The 18,803-nt window shown below is 38.7% G+C and carries 16 protein-coding genes, 1 tRNA gene, 3 pseudogenes and 1 other annotated feature; of the genes and pseudogenes, 14 read left to right on the top strand and 6 right to left on the bottom strand.

Annotated elements, in window-relative coordinates:
- Window positions 1-113: 113 nt before the first annotated feature.
- Entirely contained in the window at window positions 114-1,172 is a 1,059-nt protein-coding gene (locus AAZO_RS05090) for a glycosyltransferase (RefSeq protein ID WP_041642621.1), read from the bottom strand.
- Window positions 1,173-2,220: 1,048 nt separating this feature from the next.
- Here AAZO_RS05090 and rplS point away from each other — a divergent pair.
- The 8 genes from rplS (at window position 2,221) to rplL (ending at window position 6,844) form a co-directional block, all read left to right on the top strand.
- The gene (gene rplS, locus AAZO_RS05085; protein WP_013190423.1) at window positions 2,221-2,583 is read left to right on the top strand and encodes a 50S ribosomal protein L19; all 363 of its coding nucleotides are present in this window, start codon (window positions 2,221-2,223) and stop codon (window positions 2,581-2,583) included.
- Between the two features lie 148 nt (window positions 2,584-2,731).
- Window positions 2,732-2,804 (top strand) — tRNA-Trp (locus tag AAZO_RS05080).
- A gap of 532 nt (window positions 2,805-3,336) precedes the next feature.
- Window positions 3,337-3,558: a preprotein translocase subunit SecE gene (gene secE, locus AAZO_RS05075; RefSeq protein ID WP_013190422.1), complete on the top strand. Its 222-nt coding sequence runs from the start codon at window positions 3,337-3,339 to the stop codon at window positions 3,556-3,558.
- Window positions 3,558-4,187: a transcription termination/antitermination protein NusG gene (gene nusG / locus AAZO_RS05070; RefSeq protein WP_013190421.1), complete on the top strand. Its 630-nt coding sequence runs from the start codon at window positions 3,558-3,560 to the stop codon at window positions 4,185-4,187. Before secE ends, nusG begins: the two co-directional genes overlap by 1 nt.
- 6 nt (window positions 4,188-4,193) lie before the next feature.
- The gene (gene rplK / locus AAZO_RS05065) at window positions 4,194-4,619 is read left to right on the top strand and encodes a 50S ribosomal protein L11 (RefSeq protein WP_013190420.1); all 426 of its coding nucleotides are present in this window, start codon (window positions 4,194-4,196) and stop codon (window positions 4,617-4,619) included.
- Between the two features lie 128 nt (window positions 4,620-4,747).
- Window positions 4,748-5,464: a 50S ribosomal protein L1 gene (gene rplA / locus AAZO_RS05060; protein WP_013190419.1), complete on the top strand. Its 717-nt coding sequence runs from the start codon at window positions 4,748-4,750 to the stop codon at window positions 5,462-5,464.
- Between the two features lie 90 nt (window positions 5,465-5,554).
- Window positions 5,555-5,720: a sequence feature (ribosomal protein L10 leader region), on the top strand.
- An 85-nt stretch (window positions 5,721-5,805) separates the two neighbouring features.
- Entirely contained in the window at window positions 5,806-6,357 is a 552-nt protein-coding gene (rplJ, locus tag AAZO_RS05055; protein WP_013190418.1) for a 50S ribosomal protein L10, read from the top strand.
- A gap of 97 nt (window positions 6,358-6,454) precedes the next feature.
- A complete protein-coding gene (rplL, locus tag AAZO_RS05050) occupies window positions 6,455-6,844 on the top strand; it encodes a 50S ribosomal protein L7/L12 (protein ID WP_013190417.1) in 390 nt (129 codons plus the stop codon).
- A 112-nt stretch (window positions 6,845-6,956) separates the two neighbouring features.
- Here rplL and AAZO_RS05045 read toward each other — a convergent pair whose 3' ends face one another.
- The 5 genes and pseudogenes from AAZO_RS05045 to AAZO_RS05030 all read right to left on the bottom strand — a co-directional run bounded on the left by AAZO_RS05045 (window position 6,957) and on the right by AAZO_RS05030 (window position 12,882).
- Window positions 6,957-8,834: a serine/threonine-protein kinase gene (locus AAZO_RS05045; protein ID WP_013190416.1), complete on the bottom strand. Its 1,878-nt coding sequence runs from the start codon at window positions 8,832-8,834 to the stop codon at window positions 6,957-6,959.
- A 437-nt stretch (window positions 8,835-9,271) separates the two neighbouring features.
- Window positions 9,272-9,640 (bottom strand): annotated as a pseudogene (locus AAZO_RS36920) (hypothetical protein); the annotation flags it as partial.
- A gap of 39 nt (window positions 9,641-9,679) precedes the next feature.
- A complete protein-coding gene (locus AAZO_RS05040) occupies window positions 9,680-10,315 on the bottom strand; it encodes a 2OG-Fe(II) oxygenase (protein ID WP_013190415.1) in 636 nt (211 codons plus the stop codon).
- A 57-nt stretch (window positions 10,316-10,372) separates the two neighbouring features.
- Entirely contained in the window at window positions 10,373-11,245 is an 873-nt protein-coding gene (locus tag AAZO_RS05035; RefSeq protein WP_013190414.1) for a fructosamine kinase family protein, read from the bottom strand.
- Between the two features lie 356 nt (window positions 11,246-11,601).
- Complete coding sequence (locus AAZO_RS05030) at window positions 11,602-12,882, bottom strand: M16 family metallopeptidase (protein ID WP_013190413.1); 1,281 nt, start codon at window positions 12,880-12,882, stop codon at window positions 11,602-11,604.
- Window positions 12,883-13,775: 893 nt separating this feature from the next.
- On the opposite strand from AAZO_RS05030, the gene AAZO_RS25885 reads away from it, so the two are divergent.
- The 6 genes and pseudogenes from AAZO_RS25885 (at window position 13,776) to crtD (ending at window position 18,782) form a co-directional block, all read left to right on the top strand.
- Window positions 13,776-14,165, top strand: a complete 390-nt coding sequence (locus tag AAZO_RS25885; RefSeq protein ID WP_049790553.1) for a DUF4388 domain-containing protein — start codon at window positions 13,776-13,778, stop codon at window positions 14,163-14,165.
- Between the two features lie 293 nt (window positions 14,166-14,458).
- Window positions 14,459-14,746 carry a hypothetical protein gene (locus tag AAZO_RS25880; RefSeq protein ID WP_049790552.1) on the top strand — a complete coding sequence of 96 codons (288 nt, stop codon included), beginning with the start codon at window positions 14,459-14,461 and terminating at the stop codon, window positions 14,744-14,746.
- Between the two features lie 424 nt (window positions 14,747-15,170).
- Window positions 15,171-15,617: pseudogene (locus AAZO_RS05020) on the top strand (hydrocarbon-binding protein).
- A 95-nt stretch (window positions 15,618-15,712) separates the two neighbouring features.
- Window positions 15,713-16,084 (top strand): roadblock/LC7 domain-containing protein, encoded by a 372-nt coding sequence (locus tag AAZO_RS05015; protein WP_041639492.1) that lies wholly within the window; start codon window positions 15,713-15,715, stop codon window positions 16,082-16,084.
- Between the two features lie 303 nt (window positions 16,085-16,387).
- Window positions 16,388-16,933 (top strand): annotated as a pseudogene (locus AAZO_RS05010) (GTP-binding protein).
- Window positions 16,934-17,267: 334 nt separating this feature from the next.
- Window positions 17,268-18,782, top strand: a complete 1,515-nt coding sequence (crtD, locus tag AAZO_RS05005) for a C-3',4' desaturase CrtD (RefSeq protein ID WP_013190410.1) — start codon at window positions 17,268-17,270, stop codon at window positions 18,780-18,782.
- Window positions 18,783-18,803: the final 21 nt, after the last annotated feature.

Raw genomic sequence — 18,803 nt, 5'->3', positions numbered from 1 at the left:
TCTTTAAGAAGCACGGGATCTCAATTTAAGTAAGAATTCAGCTATCGGCAGTCAGCTTTTTCAGCCTAACGCCAAAAATACCTATTGATAATTAATCAATAATTCTTACCAATTTAATTAACTAATTCTTGATACACTGCTAAAGTTTCCTCATACACACGGACAACATTAAGCAATTCTAAATTTTCCTGTGCGCGATGTTTCCAACCTTGCAATTTGTCTGGATTACTTAATAAATTTACTAATGCTTCAGCTAAAGCTTGACTATCTTTAGCTGGTACTAAAACCCCAGCTTGTCCATTGTCCAAAGCTTCTGGGATACCGTCTATTTCTGTGGCAATAATAGCAGTACCAGCCTCTCTTGCTTCGGAAATTACTAAGGGACATGGATCTCTATGAGAAGCCAGAACGAAAATATCACAAGCTAATAAATAACGTTGGGGCTCTGTTTGAAAACCCTCAAAGTGAATCTGATCGCCTACACCACTTGATTTTGCTTGTTCTTTAAATATCTCTCTATCTGGTCCATCTCCCACTAAATAAAGATGTGCTGTGGGAAAGTCTAAAGTAATTTTTTCAAAAGCAGCAATTAACTCATTTATACCTTTGCGTTTATACATACCTGCTACAGTGGTGATCGCAGGTTGTTGTAATTTTAAAGGTTGATAATCCGATATTCGCCTTGTGCGGGGACTGCCCAAAGTACCATTGCGTACTACCCGTAATTTATTCTCTGGTATACCACGTTGCATCATCGAAATTTGCACGGCTTTACTAACAGCAATTACCCTATCTGCCAAACCCATCAATAAACTAGCACGCTGAAATTCATTGTGTACTGTGGAAACTAAGGCATACTTGTTTCTAAATCTCAACATACTAGCTAGAACTATTCCAGTCATCATGTGGGCATGAACAATATCAGGCTGAAATTTTCGTATAATTTCCCGAAAAGATAATGCTGCTTGTAGAATATTTATAGGCTGACGATTTTGGTTGATCTTGTAGTGTTTAACACCAAATTTATCCAATAACATTTCATATTCTCCCCCACCAGATATTACTGCTACATCATCACCAGTCTTGGCCTGTAAACAGGCTAAATCTATGGCTACGTTGACAATTCCATTTCCAATTTCTTGAACATGGTTCAATATATGTATTATTCGCATCATCTTGAAAATAGGTGTTAAATTTTTACAATTACTTCTACCAATTTAGAAAGCAAGAAATGTAACTGAACAGAAGTGAGCAAGTAATCTGTTATTGAAGTGACAGATTAATTAAAAAAAATGAGTATTTTATCCACGATTTTTCCATTAGGCTTGACTACTTCCAACTTATAGGACTGATTAGGTATCATGTGCCTTATTCATAAGTTGTATGTGATGGAAATTTCTATTTCTGCTATATCATATACAGCGTTATTATATTTTCTCTGTTCCTTGAGAAGTATATTGTTATTGGATTTCATTCTCTCGACTACATTAGACCTAATGGGAAATTGTTTCTGTGGTATGATAGGGATTTTTAGATTTTATGTATTTTTGGTGTTCTTTGGGCTCCCTAATTCAAACATAAACGTGTCACTCTAACTGTTGGCTAGAACAAAGACAAACGCTCATTATAACATAAAATTAAATTTGCATTAAGTCTATTAAAAATAATCAGCCCTATTTAATTCTTTAATTCAATGTAGTCTTTTTTCGTAAGAATTCAGGAGTAAGGAGTCAGTAGTCAGAATGTTTGAGAAATTGGTTAATTATCAAATAGGTAGGTATTTTTGGCGTTAGCCTGAAAAAGCTGACTGCTGATAGCTGAATTCTTACATTCTTTACAAAGGATATGCCAATTAAAATCACATCCAGCATCAATAAATTTAATAAATTCAAAAACTGATAAGAGAATGTTTGAAAGGTCATGCTGTAGCTTGCTTTCCGCAGGGTACGTAGGGCAGGATAGTCAAGCATCTTAGAGTAATGGGCTCAAACCCTAGATTCTAGGCTAATACACAGTTAATACTTTGTTAATACTTTGATGATTCATGCATACTTTTATCTGTACCATAGTAAGTAGCAAAACTATAGTGGAAGAAAGCAAGAATCTTTAAGTGGTTACACACACCAGACGAAAAATCAACAATCTTAAATCTCTGGACTCTCAGGCAGTTATGGATTTATTATTGGTGATCGTGGGTTTTTTTCAGGAAATCAAAAGATTATGAACGCTCAAGAGATCATCCATTCCATAGAAGCGGAACACATCAAATCCGACCTACCTGTCATTTATGTAGGTGATACAGTACGGGTAGGAGTTAAAATTAAGGAAGGGGAAAAATTCCGCGTCCAACCCTATGAAGGAGTGGTAATCGCTAAACGCAATGGTGGAATCAATGAAACAATCACCGTCCGTCGCGTTTTTCAAGGTGTTGGCGTTGAGCGTGTATTTTTGTTGCACTCTCCTCGTATTGACAACATCAAAGTCTTGCGTCGTGGTAAAGTAAGACGCGCTAAACTATATTATTTGCGCGATCGCGTCGGTAAGGCCACCCGGATTAAGCAACGGTTTGACCGCGCCCTGTGATTCACTGTGTCCTAGCAGGAGAGGAATTTCAATCTATAAGCGGCATCTGCCGCTAATTTGCTTTTTCTGAAAAATTAAATTACATTCACGAAGAAGTTGTGTTAGACTAAAAAAGTTCAGCGCAATCACTGAAACAAAGACAGCTTGTGCGCTCTTAGTTCAGTTGGTAGAACGCAGGTCTCCAAAACCTGATGTCGGGGGTTCAAGTCCTCCAGGGCGCGCTCAAAAGCAAAAAACATAGCCCGAAACAAAAACGCATCTGCTGCTATTATTTTAGCAGCCAGATTTCATTATTTCGGGTCTAATTATTTTTTACTTGCAGCTTTCTTGTTTCCATAACATTAGGTTAAACCTGTAAACCTTGGTGCAAAATAACAAGGTGTTCAAATTATTCAATACTTTTATCCTCAACATCCAAACATAAGACTGACTATCAAACCAAAGGGTGAAAGTCCTGCTACTACAAGAAAGAAGCGTTACTCGCTATAAAAAAACTTAAACTTACGTATAAGAGCAAGAAAACATGGTTGATAATAAACAGTCATAAAGGATAAGGGTAAATGTAGTCCCACTGTCCCCCAAAATAGGATTAGGGATAGTATAGGCGATCAGTTCGCCTGTGAGAAGGTTTAGCATTGCAAAAGCCTTACTCAGAAGGGATGATTAATTAATCATCCGTACAAAATATAATGTCCATATTTTGGTATGGCATTATGAACTGTAGCTATGTAAGAAACGGGGAGTATAACGACCGTGGCCAAAAAAAACGAAGCAGAAATGCCAGAAACCGGAAATGGGTTTAGCTTAAACAATTTCTTCCAAGGAACAAAAGAAGAACTTGAAAAAGTGGTATGGCCCAGTCGTAAGCAGTTGGTGAGCGAATCAGCAGCTGTGTTATTAATGGTGACACTCTCCGCATCTTTGATATATTTGGTCGATGGATTGTTTGCTTGGGCAGCAAAACAGGTATTCTGATGACTTCTGCAACAGACGAACCACGGGATGCTTTACAGTCAGAGGAAGCACTCGAAGCAGCGATAAAAGAAGCCCGCTGGTATGCGGTGCAAGTAGCCTCTGGTTGTGAAAAGCGCGTGAAGACAAACTTAGAGCAGCGCATCCAAACCTTTGATGTTGCTGACAAAATCATTCAAGTGGAAATCCCCCACACACCAACGGTAAAAATCCGTAAAGATGGTAAGCGCCAGCCCTCGGAAGAGAAAGTCTTTCCTGGTTATGTGCTTGTGCGGATGATGTTGAATGATGACACCTGGCAGGTGGTACGCAACACTACTCATGTAATTAACTTTGTGGGAGCAGAACAAAAACGTGGTACCGGCAAGGGTCGGGGTCACGTTAAACCAGTACCCCTGAGCAACTCAGAAGTAGAACGTATATTCAAACAAACCAGTGAACAAGAGCCAGTAGTCAAAATTGATATGGCTACAGGTGATAAGATAATGGTACTTTCTGGTCCATTTAAAGACTTTGAAGGCGAGGTGATTGAAGTTTCGCCAGAACGGAGTAAGCTAAAAGCTCTGCTCTCGATTTTTGGACGAGATACACCAGTAGAATTGGAATTTAATCAGGTAGAAAAACAGAGCTAAATCCAAATGGCGAAGAAAGTAGTAGCGGTCATTAAACTGGCCCTGAATGCTGGAAAAGCCAACCCAGCACCGCCAGTAGGCCCAGCATTGGGTCAACACGGCGTTAACATCATGATGTTCTGCAAAGAGTACAACGCCAAAACAGCAGACCAAGCTGGAATGGTGATACCCGTAGAAATTTCGGTTTTTGAAGACCGGAGTTTTGCATTTGTACTCAAAACACCCCCAGCATCAGTTTTGATTCGCAAGGCAGCGAAAATTGAACGAGGCTCTAATGAACCCAACAAAAAGAAAGTTGGGAGCATTAGTAAAGCTCAATTAAAGGAAATCGCCCAAACCAAACTTCCTGACCTCAATGCTAACGACATTGACGCAGCAATGAATATTGTGGCAGGAACAGCTAAGAACATGGGTGTTACTATCACAGATTAATAGGTGACAGGTGACAGGTGACAGTACATAAAAAATAACAACTGACAACTGAACAACTGACAACTGACTAATAAAAAATCGTATCGGGGGAGAGGTGAGAAACTTCGAGATCACCCCAGGAGCAAAAAATGGGAAAGAAAATATCACGCCGTTTACAGGCGTTGCAAGACAAGGTAGAAGATCGGGATTATACACCCTTAGAAGCGTTGGATATGTTAAAAGAGACAGCAACGGCTAAATTCGCCGAAGCCGCAGAAGCTCATATCCGGCTAGGAATTGACCCCAAGTATACAGATCAACAGTTGCGAACAACAGTAGCACTGCCTAAAGGTACAGGACAAATAGTGCGTGTGGCAGTTATCGCTAGAGGTGAAAAGGTAACAGAAGCCACTAATGCAGGTGCTGACATAGCTGGTTCAGAAGAACTGATTGATCAAATTCAAAAAGGCATGATGGATTTTGACAAGCTAATTGCGACACCTGATGTTATGCCAATGGTGGCAAAACTTGGTAAATTGCTTGGTCCTCGTGGTTTGATGCCATCACCCAAAGGTGGTACAGTGACAAATGATGTTGGTGGTGCGATCGCAGAGTTCAAAGCGGGTAAGTTGGAATTCCGTGCTGATCGGACTGGTATTGTCCATGTTATGTTTGGTAAGGCATCCTTCTCGCCAGAAGATTTGTTAATCAACCTCAAAGCATTGCAAGAGACAATTGATCGTAACCGTCCTTCAGGAGCAAAAGGGCGTTACTGGCGTACATTATACGTCTCTGCCACCATGGGTCCTTCGATTAAAATCGACATCAGCGCCCTAAGAGATTTACAACTGACTGAAGCTGTATAATTTTAGATTATAGATTGAGAGTTGGTAAATAGAGAAGTGAATTTTCTCCTAATTATCAACTTTTAATCTCAAATCCAAGATTCAAAATCCAAAATTAAATAAGCAAAGCCGGAGACAGCAGGTACTAACAGCTTAAGATCCTGCCGAGGTTAATTTTAACTGACTGAAGTTTGCTCAATAACAATGTGAGAACTACAGCATTAAAAGTACCTCTGTGAAACCCCGGCCAAGATAGCTGGGGTTTATTATTTTCCGCAGGTCAGTCAACTGTAAACACAGTTAAAAGTGATAACTGATAACTGATAACTGAATAAGATTTTGCCCTTGGAGGTGAAAACATAATGGGTCGAACGTTAGAAAACAAGAAAGAGATAGTAGCTGACCTCAAAGGAACTTTGAGCGAGTCAACTTTAGCACTGGTAATTGATTACCAAGGTCTAACAGTTGCAGAAATCAGGGACTTAAGGCGGCGTTTACGTCCTAGTGGCACTGTTTGTAAGGTAGCTAAAAACACCTTTATGGGTATCGCCATTCAGGAAGATGAAAAATGGCAACCTTTGTCAGAACTACTAAAAGGTTCGTCTGCCTTTTTGCTAGTTAAAGAAGATTTCTCTTCAGCAATTAAGGCTTACCAAGAATTCCAAAAAACCTCCAAGAAGACAGAACTTCGTGGCGGTGTTATGGACGGTCGCCTGCTGAAAGAAGCAGATGTCAAGGCTTTAGGAGACTTGCCATCTAAGGAACAACTTATGGCGCAAATTGCTGGATCTATCAACGCTTTGGCTACTAAACTTGCTGTGGGTATCAACGAAGTTCCCAGTTCCTTGGCTCGCGCTGTTCAGGCTGTTGCTGATAAAGAAAATGGCGATAGCACTGAAACTGCTAGTGAATAAAACTTTTTCATTAGTTAAACCCTGTTAGTAAAAACTAATAACTAATGACTAATGAAAACTGACAGAAAACAAATCAAAATTTTTTAGGAGTATATCCATGTCTGCTGCAACCGATCAAATTTTAGAACAATTGAAATCTTTGACCTTGTTGGAAGCTTCTGAACTAGTTAAGCAAATTGAAGAAGCTTTTGGTGTAAGTGCTGCTGCACCTGCTGGTGGCATGATGATGATGGCGCCTCCTGGTGCTCCTGCTGCTGAAGTTGTAGAAGAAAAGACCGAATTTGATGCAATTCTTGAAGCTGTACCTGCTGATAAGAAAATTGCAGTTCTGAAGATTGTCCGTGAAATCACAGGTTTAGGTCTGAAAGAAGCTAAAGACTTAGTAGAAGCTGCTCCTAAGCCAGTTAAAGAAGGTATTGCTAAAGACGCTGCTGAAGACATCAAGAAGCGCATCGCTGAAGCTGGTGGTACTGTAGTCATTAAGTAATTCGTAATTGCTAATTCTTAGCATTATTCAGTGATTAGGAATTAGGAATGATTAATTAGTTAATTAAGGAGTCTAAAAAAGACTCCTTTTTTGGTGTTTATTTTTGACTTGTTTAACATTGTTTACCGTCTGACGGATTCACAAAATCATGTAAATCTGCATCCCAAATACTGATGTAGATGAAATCACAATTTTGCCGCACTATTTGACCTTTCACAGAACCCTTCGTAAATTTAAAATTATCTATCTGACGCTGTTGAATTTTTTGGAGTCCTTGTTTAATTTCTGCTGTGGCTTGTCCAGCTAATAAACCATTTAAGGTTGTTTGCATAACTTGATTATCTACTGATGAAGCAAAAGCCGCTTCGGTTTGCCTGATTCTACCAGTGTCACGGTCAAATAAGTAGCCTAAATCAATTTGATTTGGTACTACTTTATAAGTGATAGCACGGGTATTCGACCATAGTCCCCTTAAATCTTTTTTTGGTTTCCCCAGTGCTGCTTCTACACTATTTCTGGATGTCCCTGTGGGAAATACTGGTACAGTTTGCCTGATGTTGGTGGCTAACTGTTCAGGTAATTCTTTTCTTTGCTTACCTGGCTTTTTCTGGGAATCTGAAAATACCTCGGCTGTGGGAACTACAGCTGGCTGAGATTGCTGTTGTTGTATTTCTACTTCGGGTGTTGATCTGACTGTGGGAGTGGGAGTATCTTGAATTACGGGTTTATCCACTGGTGGTGGTGTTGATACCTGTGCAGAATTAGTTTTTGGTAAGGGATTAGAAATGAGTTGCTGTTCTGTAGAAGGAGTTGGTGTAATTACTGGTGTTGGGGAAACTTCCTTAGCAACTGGGGAATTTGTAAGTACAACAGTGGGAGTCTGGGTTTCTCTTGTGACTGTGGAGTTAGTAGCGACTGGGGCTGAAGGTTGTGGCTGACGGTTGGATATTCCTACTGCAACAATCAAACTACTCACCAGCAAACTACCAAGAATTACAGCGGTTTTTTGCCCGTTTGCAGGATTGTTAACTTCTCTGATAACAGGAGTTCTTGCAGGTGAATAGATTGGCTGGGTTGTTTGGCTGGTAGGAGGAGGGGGGCTAAGACTAATTGTGGCGCGGGTAGTCGGAGCATGGGAAGAAATATAATTATTATGATCAGTATTATGACCAGATTTTAAAGCATAGAGCATTTTACTGGCCGTGGTGTAGCGATCGCTCGGACGTGGTTCAATAGCTTGAGTAAGTATCTGTACCATTTCTGGTGATATACCAGCAGCGTATTGTTGCCAAAGTACTTGACCCGTTTGGGGATGAGTTTCTAAGTCTTGGGGTTGTTTACCTGTGAGCAGATAAATTGCCGTCAAGCCTAAACTATAGATATCCGTAGCATAAACTGGACGACCGATAGCTTGCTCACTGGGCATATACCCTGGTGTACCTATGACTATGGATTGTAGGGGATTTCCTGAAGGATTGATGACTGTACGGATTGTTTCTTTAACAGCACCGAAATCAATTAGAACTGGTTTATTATCTTGGGAGCGAAGGATTATATTATCTGGTTTTATATCTCGATGAATGATACCTTTGCTGTGAACATAATCTAAAACTGGTAGCAAACTTAAAAGAATTTCTCGAACAATCGTTTCTTTTAATTTGCCTTTTGATTGGATAATATTGGTGAGCGTTTGACCTTCAATCCATTCTTGGACAAGATAAAATTTGCCATTTTCTGGAAAATAAGCGTAAAGTTTGGGAATTTGATCACTAGTTTCTCCCAAATTTTCCAAAATAGCCGCTTCTCTTTCAAACCGTTGTTGAATTATTTGAGAAGTTTCTGGATCATTGTTAATTGGCTTGAGTTCTTTGATAAGAAAGCGACGACGAGAAGGTAAATGGGTATCTTCTGCAAGAGAGGTTTCCCCAAAGCCACCTGCACCGAGTAATTGGATAACTTGATAGCGGTTGTTTAACAGTTTTGTTGTCATGAAACGTTACACGCGAGATCCCTTCCCAATGTATACCAGATACTTGGACGATCTAGTGATGGGATGTTTCCTAGTGATTTACGATTTGGCAGAAATCAGCTTTGCACCTACTAGCTGTCCTAATGCTTTTCCTCCCTCTTTCATGATGGCGTTATGATTCCATTCCATTAAGGGACGGATCGATCAATATTGCTACACAGCTAGTTTGCATAATCACTGTTTAGGCATATCTCCAACGGGAGCGATCACTATTTTTCTCAATCCGATAAAATTCCTTATCTTCATGGTGTTCTCTCAAGTAAGTAAAAGCTTCTTCAGCAAATTTATCTTTAGTGCGATTTTTTCTCCTAGGCTAGGGATAATCACTGTATAAGTTAACTGTCGCCCCTTCTTCCTGACTAGTAATTATAAATCACTAGAATAAACTGGCCTTCCTTAGGTAATATATTAATTAATAATTCCTCAAGTGCCCTTTGAGTAAATAATCCATATTCTTGAATTTTTGCTTTTAAAGTATCCCCTTCTATCCACTCCTGAACTAAGTAAAATTCTCCACTAATAGAGAAGTAAGCATATAAAGTAGGAACTTGTTCAGATATGCCACCCAGTGCTTCTAAAATAGCTGCTTCTAGTTGGAATCGCTCTTATACTATTTGGTAAATCTGAGGATTATTTTGAATTGGTTTTAGCTATTTTACCACACCAAGACGGTGTGATGGCATATTGGTATCTTGAGCAAGCAATGTTTCACCAAACCCACCTCATCCAAGACTACGGATTATTCGATAGCCGTTGTTTAGCAACATGGTTTTTAGGAATGGCAAGATGCAATATATTTACTATATTTAGTAGCCATATTTTCGTTTTTTAGTTGCAGATTGAGTAGCTCTTGATTCTGTAGCTCTTGATTCTAAGGTAAATTCCGGTATTTCTTCAAGTTCATACCCACTTAAATTATACTGTTCACAAACTAAACTTAAGCGATATCCGCTGGTTCTGACTGCGTTAACTGAATGGGTTAAATCACCTTGAAAGTAAACCAAGGAGTTGGTTTGAGGTTTAACTTGTCCAACTTGGCGTTTAGGCGATTTTAGAACCAATTCTCCCCCTTCCATGTTTTCTGGTACACGCACATAGAGAACACTGACAAGGTGAGGTAGTTCAATGGTTTTGCAGTAAGAACGCAAGGAACGATCTATGTGCGGATCTACACGAGAACCTTCTTTTAATAGCAAAGGATTGAGATAAAAAGCATTACAATTAGGCTGAAGTGCTAAATCTAGATAAGGTTTAAAAAAGGGAAATTTTTGTTCAACTGTTGTTAGCCCTTGACGCTGAAAAACTACGGAAAAGCCTTTGGTATTGATAAAATCACGGTTGAGGTTGTTGATAACAAAGTAAGGACTAGCATTAATTTCTCCCCACAGGTCATTAAGGTAATAATTAGGTAAGATGTTGGTTTGTAATTGATAGTATTTCATTTCACATTTTATAACTCGAGAAGTTAAGAAATATTGAGTGTGAGACTTGTGTTAATCCTATTCATACATTCTGAAAATTTGCTCAATCATTTGATTAGCTTGGGAAGCATAAGCACCACTAAATAAATTAAGATGATTCAAAATAGGGTATAGATTATAAAGGGTCTTGCGTTTTTCATAACCCTCAGCTAAAGGAAATACCTCTTGATATCCTTGATAAAAACTTGGTGGGAAACCACCAAATAACTCTGTCATAGCAATATCAACTTCTCTATCACCAAAATAAGTTGCTGGATCAAAAATTACGGGTTCATAATCAACGGTGAAACTTGCATTTCCTCCCCATAAATCACCATGCACTAAGGAAGGTTGTACTTGATAATTTGCTAATAATTCGGGAATAGCCGCTAATAACTGATCTTGTAAAGCAAAATTCTCTCCTTTTCGCTTTGCTAACTGAAATTGATAACTTAAGCGATGTTGAATGTAAAATTCTATCCAGTCAGATTTCCAAGTATTAATTTGGGGGGTAGAACCGATAGTATTATTCATGTTCCAGCCGAAACCTCGGTTACTGCTGATTTTGTGCATTGCTGCTAAGTTACGCCCCATTTTTTGCCAAGATTTGCTATTACCATTGGCCATTTCTAGCCATTCCAATACTATATAACTAGAATTAGCTGTAGTTCCCCAACATAGAGGTTGAGGAACGCGGATAGTATTTGTGTTGTACATTTGCTCTAACCCCAGCATTTCTGCTGCAAACATCTCTCCTTGAGAGGCTTGGTTAAGTTTCACAAAATAGGTTGTTTTGCCATCACTGAGTGCATAACCTTGATTAATACAGCCACCACTTACAGATAGCCGTTGTGAAGAGTGGAATTTTTCTCCTGTCACCTGGCTAATATGAGCGTCAATTTCAATCCACATATTCAGATATCAGTTAACATTTAATATTATTAAACCATTGATAACTGATAAGTTATACAACACGAGTCAGGAGTAAAAGTCTCTTACTCTCGGGAGCATCCCAATTTTGCAAAAATATGATAAATTGTCATTCTGTTAGCGAAGCGTGGCGTAAGGCATAGGGAATGGAGTGAAGTGAAGAATTTCCGACATGCTAGAGCCTCCGGCACCCTTCGCTAACATTGGGCTGTGCTTCATACCCTGTGGGAAGCAAGCTACAGGATGATAATGAACTTAAACATTTGGGATGTTCCCCTTACTGTCTAGGTTTCAATTTAGATTTTGTACTTCACTGATCTGCAATCTGCTGTAATTGTTCACTTAACAGGTTTGATCACAACTACACCATAAGCGTTGGGGTCAAGATATTTCTGTGCAGCTTGGATTAAGTTATTTGTATTTTGAGCTTGTATATATTGGGGATAATTAAATGCTGCTTCTAGGTCGCCTATTAAAGATTGATAATAACCATACAAACCGGAGCGCTCACTTGGTGTTTCATTCCCAAATATAAACCGATTGGCTACCCGTCGCCGTACACGATAAATTTCTGATTCTTTTACTAATTCTGTTTGTATTGTATACAAATGTTTAGCAATTGCAGCTTCTACTGCTTCTAAATCATCTACTTCACACTTAGCAGAAATAGAAAATATCCCTTGCAGTCGATTATTAATATTACTAACAGCAATTGAGGAAACAAGTCCTCTTTCTTCTCGCAAATCATGGACTAATCTAGATGTACGTCCATGTCCTAAAATTCCTGCTAACACATCTAAAGAGTATGTTTCATCTAATTCCATGAGTCCAGGAACTCGCCATAGGATTATTAATCTGGCTTGTTGTACACTCTCATCAGTAAATTCCCGACGCACAATTTCTGTAAATGCAGGTTCTTGACTAACGGTTAATTGTTGATTATTAATTTTTGATTTTTGACTATTTTTACTAAATTCTTCGGCAATAATTTCTATTAATTCTTCTACTGGTAGATTACCGACGGCAACCGCAGTTATAGAAGACGGTTGATACCAGGTATGGTGAAAATCTCGCATTTGCTGAGGTGTAACTTGAGAAATTACTGCTTCTGGACCGAGTACCGGACGACGATAAGGTAAAACATCAAAAGCGGTTTCCATTGTGCGGCGATAAATCCGCCGTCTGGGGTTATCTTGTGAACGTCTGATTTCTTCCAAAACTACTAAGCGTTCTCTCTCAAAAGCATCATCAGGAATACTAGGATTACAAACAACATCTATTTGCAATGGTGCTAATTCTGCAAAGTCTTTCGGCGCAGTCGTAATATAATAGTGTGTATAATCTTGGCTAGTAGCGGCATTAGTAACAGCGCCGCGTTCTTCAATTCGACGTTCAAACTCACCACTGGCTAGTCTCTCTGTTCCCTTAAAAACAATATGTTCTAAAAAATGAGCCATGCCATTAATAGCATCTAACTCCACAGCAGAACCGATGTTTACCCATAGATTAAGGTTAACTGCTGGTACTGGCATTTGCTCGGCGATGATGGTTAAACCATTTGGTAAATGATGCACCTTGGGAGCATTAAGTCGAGGAAATTTTAACAGAGTTGATGTCATTGGTAGTGGTGAGGTGAGGGCTATCTTACTTCTTATATCTTACAATCCCCTTAGAGGATGTTTTAAAAGTCCTTCAGTACAGCAGAAGTCAGGAGTCAAGAGTCAGGAGTAAAACTCTCTTGCTGTCTAGGTTTTAATTTAGATTTTGTACTTCATGGATCTGCAATCTGCTGTATGTATCACAAATCCTTATATCTCCCTAAAATACCCCTTAGATAGAAAAGGGGACTTTGACTATAGTTCCCTACTCTTTTAGGGGGTTAGGGGGAATAATTAGTGTCTATAATCACAACTAATTACTTTTAAAACAACCCCCTTAATGGAGTAAATCACAAGTCTCAAATCCCTTACTTTTAAGAAAGTTCTGATAGGTCAACCCCTTCGGGGAATTAAAAATTAAAAATTTAGGACCCCACGGATAAATCCAGGGGGCTTGAGTTACGGTTGCTTGCCGATACCTTCGTTACGCGAACACACTTTTGTCTTCTCCCTCCATCAATAAATCGCGAAGCGTCCTGAATGAAGTAAAGGATCTGGGCTTGTACCTTTTAGTGTGGGAAAAACCATCTTTCCCTACACCCCAGACTCTGTTTTCGGTTAGACCAGACCAAAATTTATACCGCACTGTTCTAGCAATTCAGCCGAACGTAAAAAGTAACATATTTCACCAAGTTAAATTTAACAAATTCCTGACAACCAACATTTTACATTATTTATAAAACTCAACATAGATAAAGCTTATTCTTAGTATATGCTTAACGCTATTAATTCATAATACAGTTGCGATCGCATGTTAGTCCAACACATTGAATACAGTATAAGGTTGTCAGAGATTTAGAATGGGTAGTTTATACCCACTGAATTGTGGTAATAGTAGGGGGTATAACTGATGAATGGTTACTGATGAACTATTACTTACACTAATCATTACACTTAAGCAAATTTGCTGCACAGGTTTTACACATTTCGGTTCTATGTTTCTAAATGTAGGACTTCACAAAGGGTACGATATGGCTATTTCAGGATTTTTATCTGAACTTTCGCTCCCTGAAATCTTTCAGCTGCTTGAGCAAGGAAACCAAACAGGACGGCTAACTATTAAAGCACAATCACCTAATTCGTCTCTGAAAGGGGAAAATTTTTACATTTGGTTTAAGCAAGGACTCATTGTTGCTGCGGTTAATAGACTAGATGGACAGGGATTGTTATCTATCATTCAACCTTGCTGTTGGCTCAGTGCACGTGCAGCCGCTCGAATTACAGATGTCTATGCAATTCATTAACCAACCGGATTGTGTGTCAAATTACAAGGAATATTAAATGCGCAGCAATTAAAAATGTTATTTAGTTAATCAAGTTTTGAATCAAGTTTGTAAATTATTTGAATTGTAAGATGGATCGTTTAAGTTTGATACGAGAACGCCTATACTTACCTCAGAAATGACAGGTCTGACTACTATACCTAGAAAAGTTAGACTCAAAGGTCTAAGAGTTCTGCGTAATTGGAAAATACTGGAAGACAAATTACCAGATCTAACTTGTCCTTTTATAAACACAATCCTATAGTAAGCCTCAATTGAGCTTAAATCAAATAGAATGGCAAATTTGGGAATTCACCAAAGGCACAGTTTCAATTATAGTGATCGCGGAACAGTTAGGTGAGCCTGTGGAAAAAATCCAACAAGTCGCATTTCGACTCATAGTTGTTGGTCTGGTACAAGAAGTTTCCATTATTTTAGAAGCACCAGATGAGCTATATGAATTAGAATCCACAATGATTGACATAAAATTTGAGCGTAGCAAACAAGAAAGTACCGTTAGTCAATCTTTTCTCAAGAGCCTGGTTGGTTTCCTCAGAAACTAAGTTAGTTTTCAATGCAAATTCTCTGGACTTGATTGATAGTTTTTAAGCATCAAAATGTGATTGTATTTTGCGAAAAGTTCAGTATAGTATTTACTTTTTTCTTTTCTTCTTCCCTTGTAGTCTAAACCATTTCGGTTGTTTACCTATTGACTATAAAATGCGAATATGCCATGGATACATCAGGTACATCATCAATAATAAATTAGGGTGTAGAAGTATCAAATTAGAAATGAAGAATATTAATTAAGCAAAAAATTCCTAGCTAATTTATTTCCAAAATTTCCACACAATAATTAGCCATATTTAGAAACAAGTTCAGGATAACAAAATATTCTTCCACAAGATCCAGAGCTTAAGAACGTAAATATTAATATCCACAATTCTCTACCTAGAAATTTAAATTATGTCAGCTTGAGGACAACAATTGGGTGACTTTAGTAGTATTGTTTGCTTCAAAGCAGCTATTACAGGTATAGAAGATGCTTTAAGAGAATAAGAGACAGCCATTGCCTTGAATTCAGCCGGTCGTGCTAGGGGGAAAAAGTTAGTTGAAGAATTGGGTTTAGTTGGATCTTCAATGTCATTAGATGATGCAGCATCTAAATTAAATATGGCTTTGGGTAAGGACGGTACTGGTTTGTGCATAGTTGAGAGAATTATTGCTGAAGGTGAAAACATTAAAGTCTATACTTCTGAAACTTTTTGTTCTGCTGGTGAACCGCCAAACTCACCCCGCAAATGTACTTTTACTATGGCTGCAGTTTGGGGTGCTATTGAGCAATTAATTGGTAAACGTTTCAAGGGAGTACATAGTGAATGTCTACTCAGAGGTGGTACTCATGATGTGTTTGAATTTATTCCTTTTGAGTAACAAGTGTATATGACATGAATTCCAAACCTGAATTCATGATTTTCTCCCAAATTTTAACTCGTACTAAGTACTAATCTTAATAGAGAATCCCTGCAATAGCAATCAACACAGAAAAACTGGGCATGATTTTGCAAAACTTTGCGACTGCTACCTCTGGTGTTCAGGGATCAGCCCTTGTTACCCCTGATAGTTTACCTTTTGGTGCAAGCTTGCCTGGTGCTATAGATGAAGAAAGAGTATCAGCAATGTCAGCTTCCATGCTATCTTTAGGCAAACGCATTGGTCTGGAATTAGCTAGAGGTACGGTTAATCGTATCTTTTTAGAAGGAAATAAAGGCTTTGGTATTTTAACTGGTTGTGGTGAAGATGCAGTTTTGCTAGTTTTAGCTAGTGAAACCGCTAATCAAGGACTTTTAATGTTAGAAATTAAGCGTGTTATTACTGAGATAAAATCAGTTTTGCTTTAGTTTATAGTTGTATTCAAGATGTCAATTTAAATGAAAATTCCCTTATCTGGCATTCTTGCATCATTGGTGGAAAAATTTTTTATTCCCTATATTGGCAAGTAAATTTATAAATCAAATTCAATCCTTTGAAGATAATGCTAGATCAGGGACATTTTTTAGGTAAGCAGATTAATTTTTTCATGGTTGGGGTTAAGGGGTACGGCTTCTGTGAGCGTACTTCGACAAGGCTCATTACAAGCTGGACGAAAGGTGTGGGGAAGTTTTACTAATTATCTACTTCAGATTTTCTGAGAAAAATATTATATGGAGATTATGCGGTTGGTTGTGAGGGGAACAGTAGGAGCAGGAAAATCTACTCTTATCCGTTCTATCAGTGAAATTGAAGTTGTAGATACACATACCCGTGCAACTGACGAAACAGTATTATTGAAACCAAGAACCACAGTTACATTTGATTTTGGTCGGTTGCAATTTCTTCCAGAAAGGGCATTAAACCTTTATGGAACACCCGGTCAATCTCGCTTTGATCTTATGTGGGATATTTTAATTTGCAAGACTCATGCTTATATGTTACTGATAGCAGCCCATCGTCCTGGTGAATTTCGCCAAGCACGTAAAATTATTACTTTTATGAATCAACGGATGCAGATTCCTATGATTATTGGTGTTACCCATACGCACTGTTCTGGTGCATAGAGTGACGAAGATATTTTCTTTGCCCTGGGGTATATGGATGAGAATAATCGTCCTCTTATGGTCAATGTCAATGCCACACAGACGGCATCTGTAGCTGAAGCTGTAATCGCTCTAGTAGAACAATTAATAATGCAAAAAAATTATTGTATGTAATTTTAACAGTCTAATTACAGCAAATTGCAGGTCAATGAGGTACAAAAGTTAAGAACAAAGATATATATCAAGAATCTTTTAACCCTATTACCTGTTCCCTGCATTTAAGGAAATCAGGGTTAATAATTGTGGGGTTAAGATTCTTAGCAATAATTGCGCTCGCTAATTCCTGAGTTTCTAAACCTTGACTTTTGCCTATTATTGCAGTATAATTACTAGCTTAGTAAAGATCAGTATAACTGCTCGCAAATCCCATTCTTTCGCAACTCCTACACCGCCAGATTTAATTTAAAATTATGAGTAGTAATATTAAGAATTGTAAAATTCATTATCCATGCCTAGCCTATCCCTTAACAAAAAGCAATCCCGCCTCATCGTCATCGGTGCGGGCATAGGTGGACTAACAGCCGCCGCATTATTGGCACATAAAGGTTACAGCGTATTAATTCTCGACCAGGCTTTAGTTCCCGGTGGCTGTGCTTCCACCTTTAAACGCCAAGGGTTTACCTTTGATGTGGGTGCAACTCAAGTTGCTGGGTTAGAACCTGGGGGCATACATGACCGCATTTTCTCAGAATTAGGAATTGAGTTACCCGCAGCTACTTTTTGTGACCCCGCTTGTGCAGTGTATCTTCCTGGTGAGTCCACACCTATTAATGTTTGGCGTGATCCTGAAAAATGGCAACAAGAACGCCAAAAAGAATTTCCTCGTAGTGAACCCTTTTGGCAATTATTAGCAACTTTATTTAAAGCTAGTTGGGAATTTCAAGGACGTGACCCCGTTTTACCACCACGGAATTTATGGGACTTTTGGCAGTTAAGTCAAGCAGTTCGTCCTAGTACCTTCATCAGTGCACCCTTTACCTTATTTACTGTGGGGGATGCTTTACGTTTATATGGTTTACGGAATGACCAGCGACTGCGGACATTTTTAGATTTACAACTGAAGTTATATTCCCAAGTCAGTGCGGAAGAAACAGCTTTACTTTATGCGGCTACGGCTTTGAGTGTATCTCAATCGCCACAAGGATTGTATCATCTCCAAGGTAGTATGCAAGTATTGAGCAATCGCTTGGTACAATCCTTAGAAAGAGACGGTGGTAAATTATTAATGTGTCATACCGTCGAAAAAATCAACGTGGGAAATGGCCAAGCTAACAGTGTAGTGATTAGAAATCAGAAAACAGGGGAAGTTTGGATCCAAACAGCAGATTATGTAATTGCTAACGTCACTGTGCAGAACTTAGTAGACTTATTAGGAGAAAAAGCCCCATCTAGATATAAACAAAGAGTAGCAAAATTACCGCCTGCTTCCGGTGCATTTGTAGTTTATTTGGGTGTAGATGCCAGTGCGATTCCTTATCATTGTCCCCCCCATCTACAATTTATGTATGACATCAAGGGACCAATTGGTGAAAATAATTCTTTGTTTGTATCTGTAAGTCATCCTGGAGATGGCCGCGCACCAGCAGGAAAAGGGACAATTATCGCTTCTTCTTTTGTTGATTTTACTCCCTGGTGGAATACTCAAGATTATCAAGGGTTAAAAGAGAAATTTACCCAAGATGCAATATCCAAACTTTCCCAATATTTCTATTTAAAACCAGAAACCATCATTCATGTAGAAGCTGCAACACCCCTCACCTTTGCTCATTATACAGGTAGAGAAAAGGGAATTGTTGGTGGAATTGGTCAAAGAATTCCTACCTTTGGACCCTTTGGTTTTGCTAATCGTACACCTATTAATAATTTGTGGTTAGTTGGTGATTCCACTCATCCAGGAGAAGGTACAGCAGGAGTCAGTTATTCAGCTTTGACGGTAGTTAGACAAATTCAAGCTCAAAAATAGGATTTTTTTCTCACGCAGAGG

Origin of the sequence: 'Nostoc azollae' 0708 (assembly GCF_000196515.1) — a bacterium.
Lineage (GTDB): Bacteria > Cyanobacteriota > Cyanobacteriia > Cyanobacteriales > Nostocaceae > Trichormus_B > Trichormus_B azollae.
Note: the sequence above shows the minus strand (reverse complement) of the source record. Positions and strands in the feature narration are given on the sequence as shown.

Excerpts from the sequence above, each read along its gene's own strand:
- crtD (WP_013190410.1), top strand. The coding sequence starts at position 17,268 with ATGCCTAGCCTATCCCTTAACAAAAAGCAATCCCGCCTCATCGTCATC.
- nusG (WP_013190421.1), top strand. The coding sequence starts at position 3,558 with ATGACTTCTGCAACAGACGAACCACGGGATGCTTTACAGTCAGAGGAA.
- rplS (WP_013190423.1), top strand. The coding sequence starts at position 2,221 with ATGAACGCTCAAGAGATCATCCATTCCATAGAAGCGGAACACATCAAA.
- AAZO_RS05035 (WP_013190414.1), bottom strand. The coding sequence starts at position 11,245 with ATGTGGATTGAAATTGACGCTCATATTAGCCAGGTGACAGGAGAAAAA.
- AAZO_RS05090 (WP_041642621.1), bottom strand. The coding sequence starts at position 1,172 with ATGCGAATAATACATATATTGAACCATGTTCAAGAAATTGGAAATGGA.
- AAZO_RS05045 (WP_013190416.1), bottom strand. The coding sequence starts at position 8,834 with ATGACAACAAAACTGTTAAACAACCGCTATCAAGTTATCCAATTACTC.
- rplA (WP_013190419.1), top strand. The coding sequence starts at position 4,748 with ATGGGAAAGAAAATATCACGCCGTTTACAGGCGTTGCAAGACAAGGTA.
- rplL (WP_013190417.1), top strand. The coding sequence starts at position 6,455 with ATGTCTGCTGCAACCGATCAAATTTTAGAACAATTGAAATCTTTGACC.
- rplJ (WP_013190418.1), top strand. The coding sequence starts at position 5,806 with ATGGGTCGAACGTTAGAAAACAAGAAAGAGATAGTAGCTGACCTCAAA.
- rplK (WP_013190420.1), top strand. The coding sequence starts at position 4,194 with ATGGCGAAGAAAGTAGTAGCGGTCATTAAACTGGCCCTGAATGCTGGA.
- AAZO_RS05040 (WP_013190415.1), bottom strand. The coding sequence starts at position 10,315 with ATGAAATACTATCAATTACAAACCAACATCTTACCTAATTATTACCTT.
- AAZO_RS05030 (WP_013190413.1), bottom strand. The coding sequence starts at position 12,882 with ATGACATCAACTCTGTTAAAATTTCCTCGACTTAATGCTCCCAAGGTG.
- AAZO_RS25885 (WP_049790553.1), top strand. The coding sequence starts at position 13,776 with ATGGTTACTGATGAACTATTACTTACACTAATCATTACACTTAAGCAA.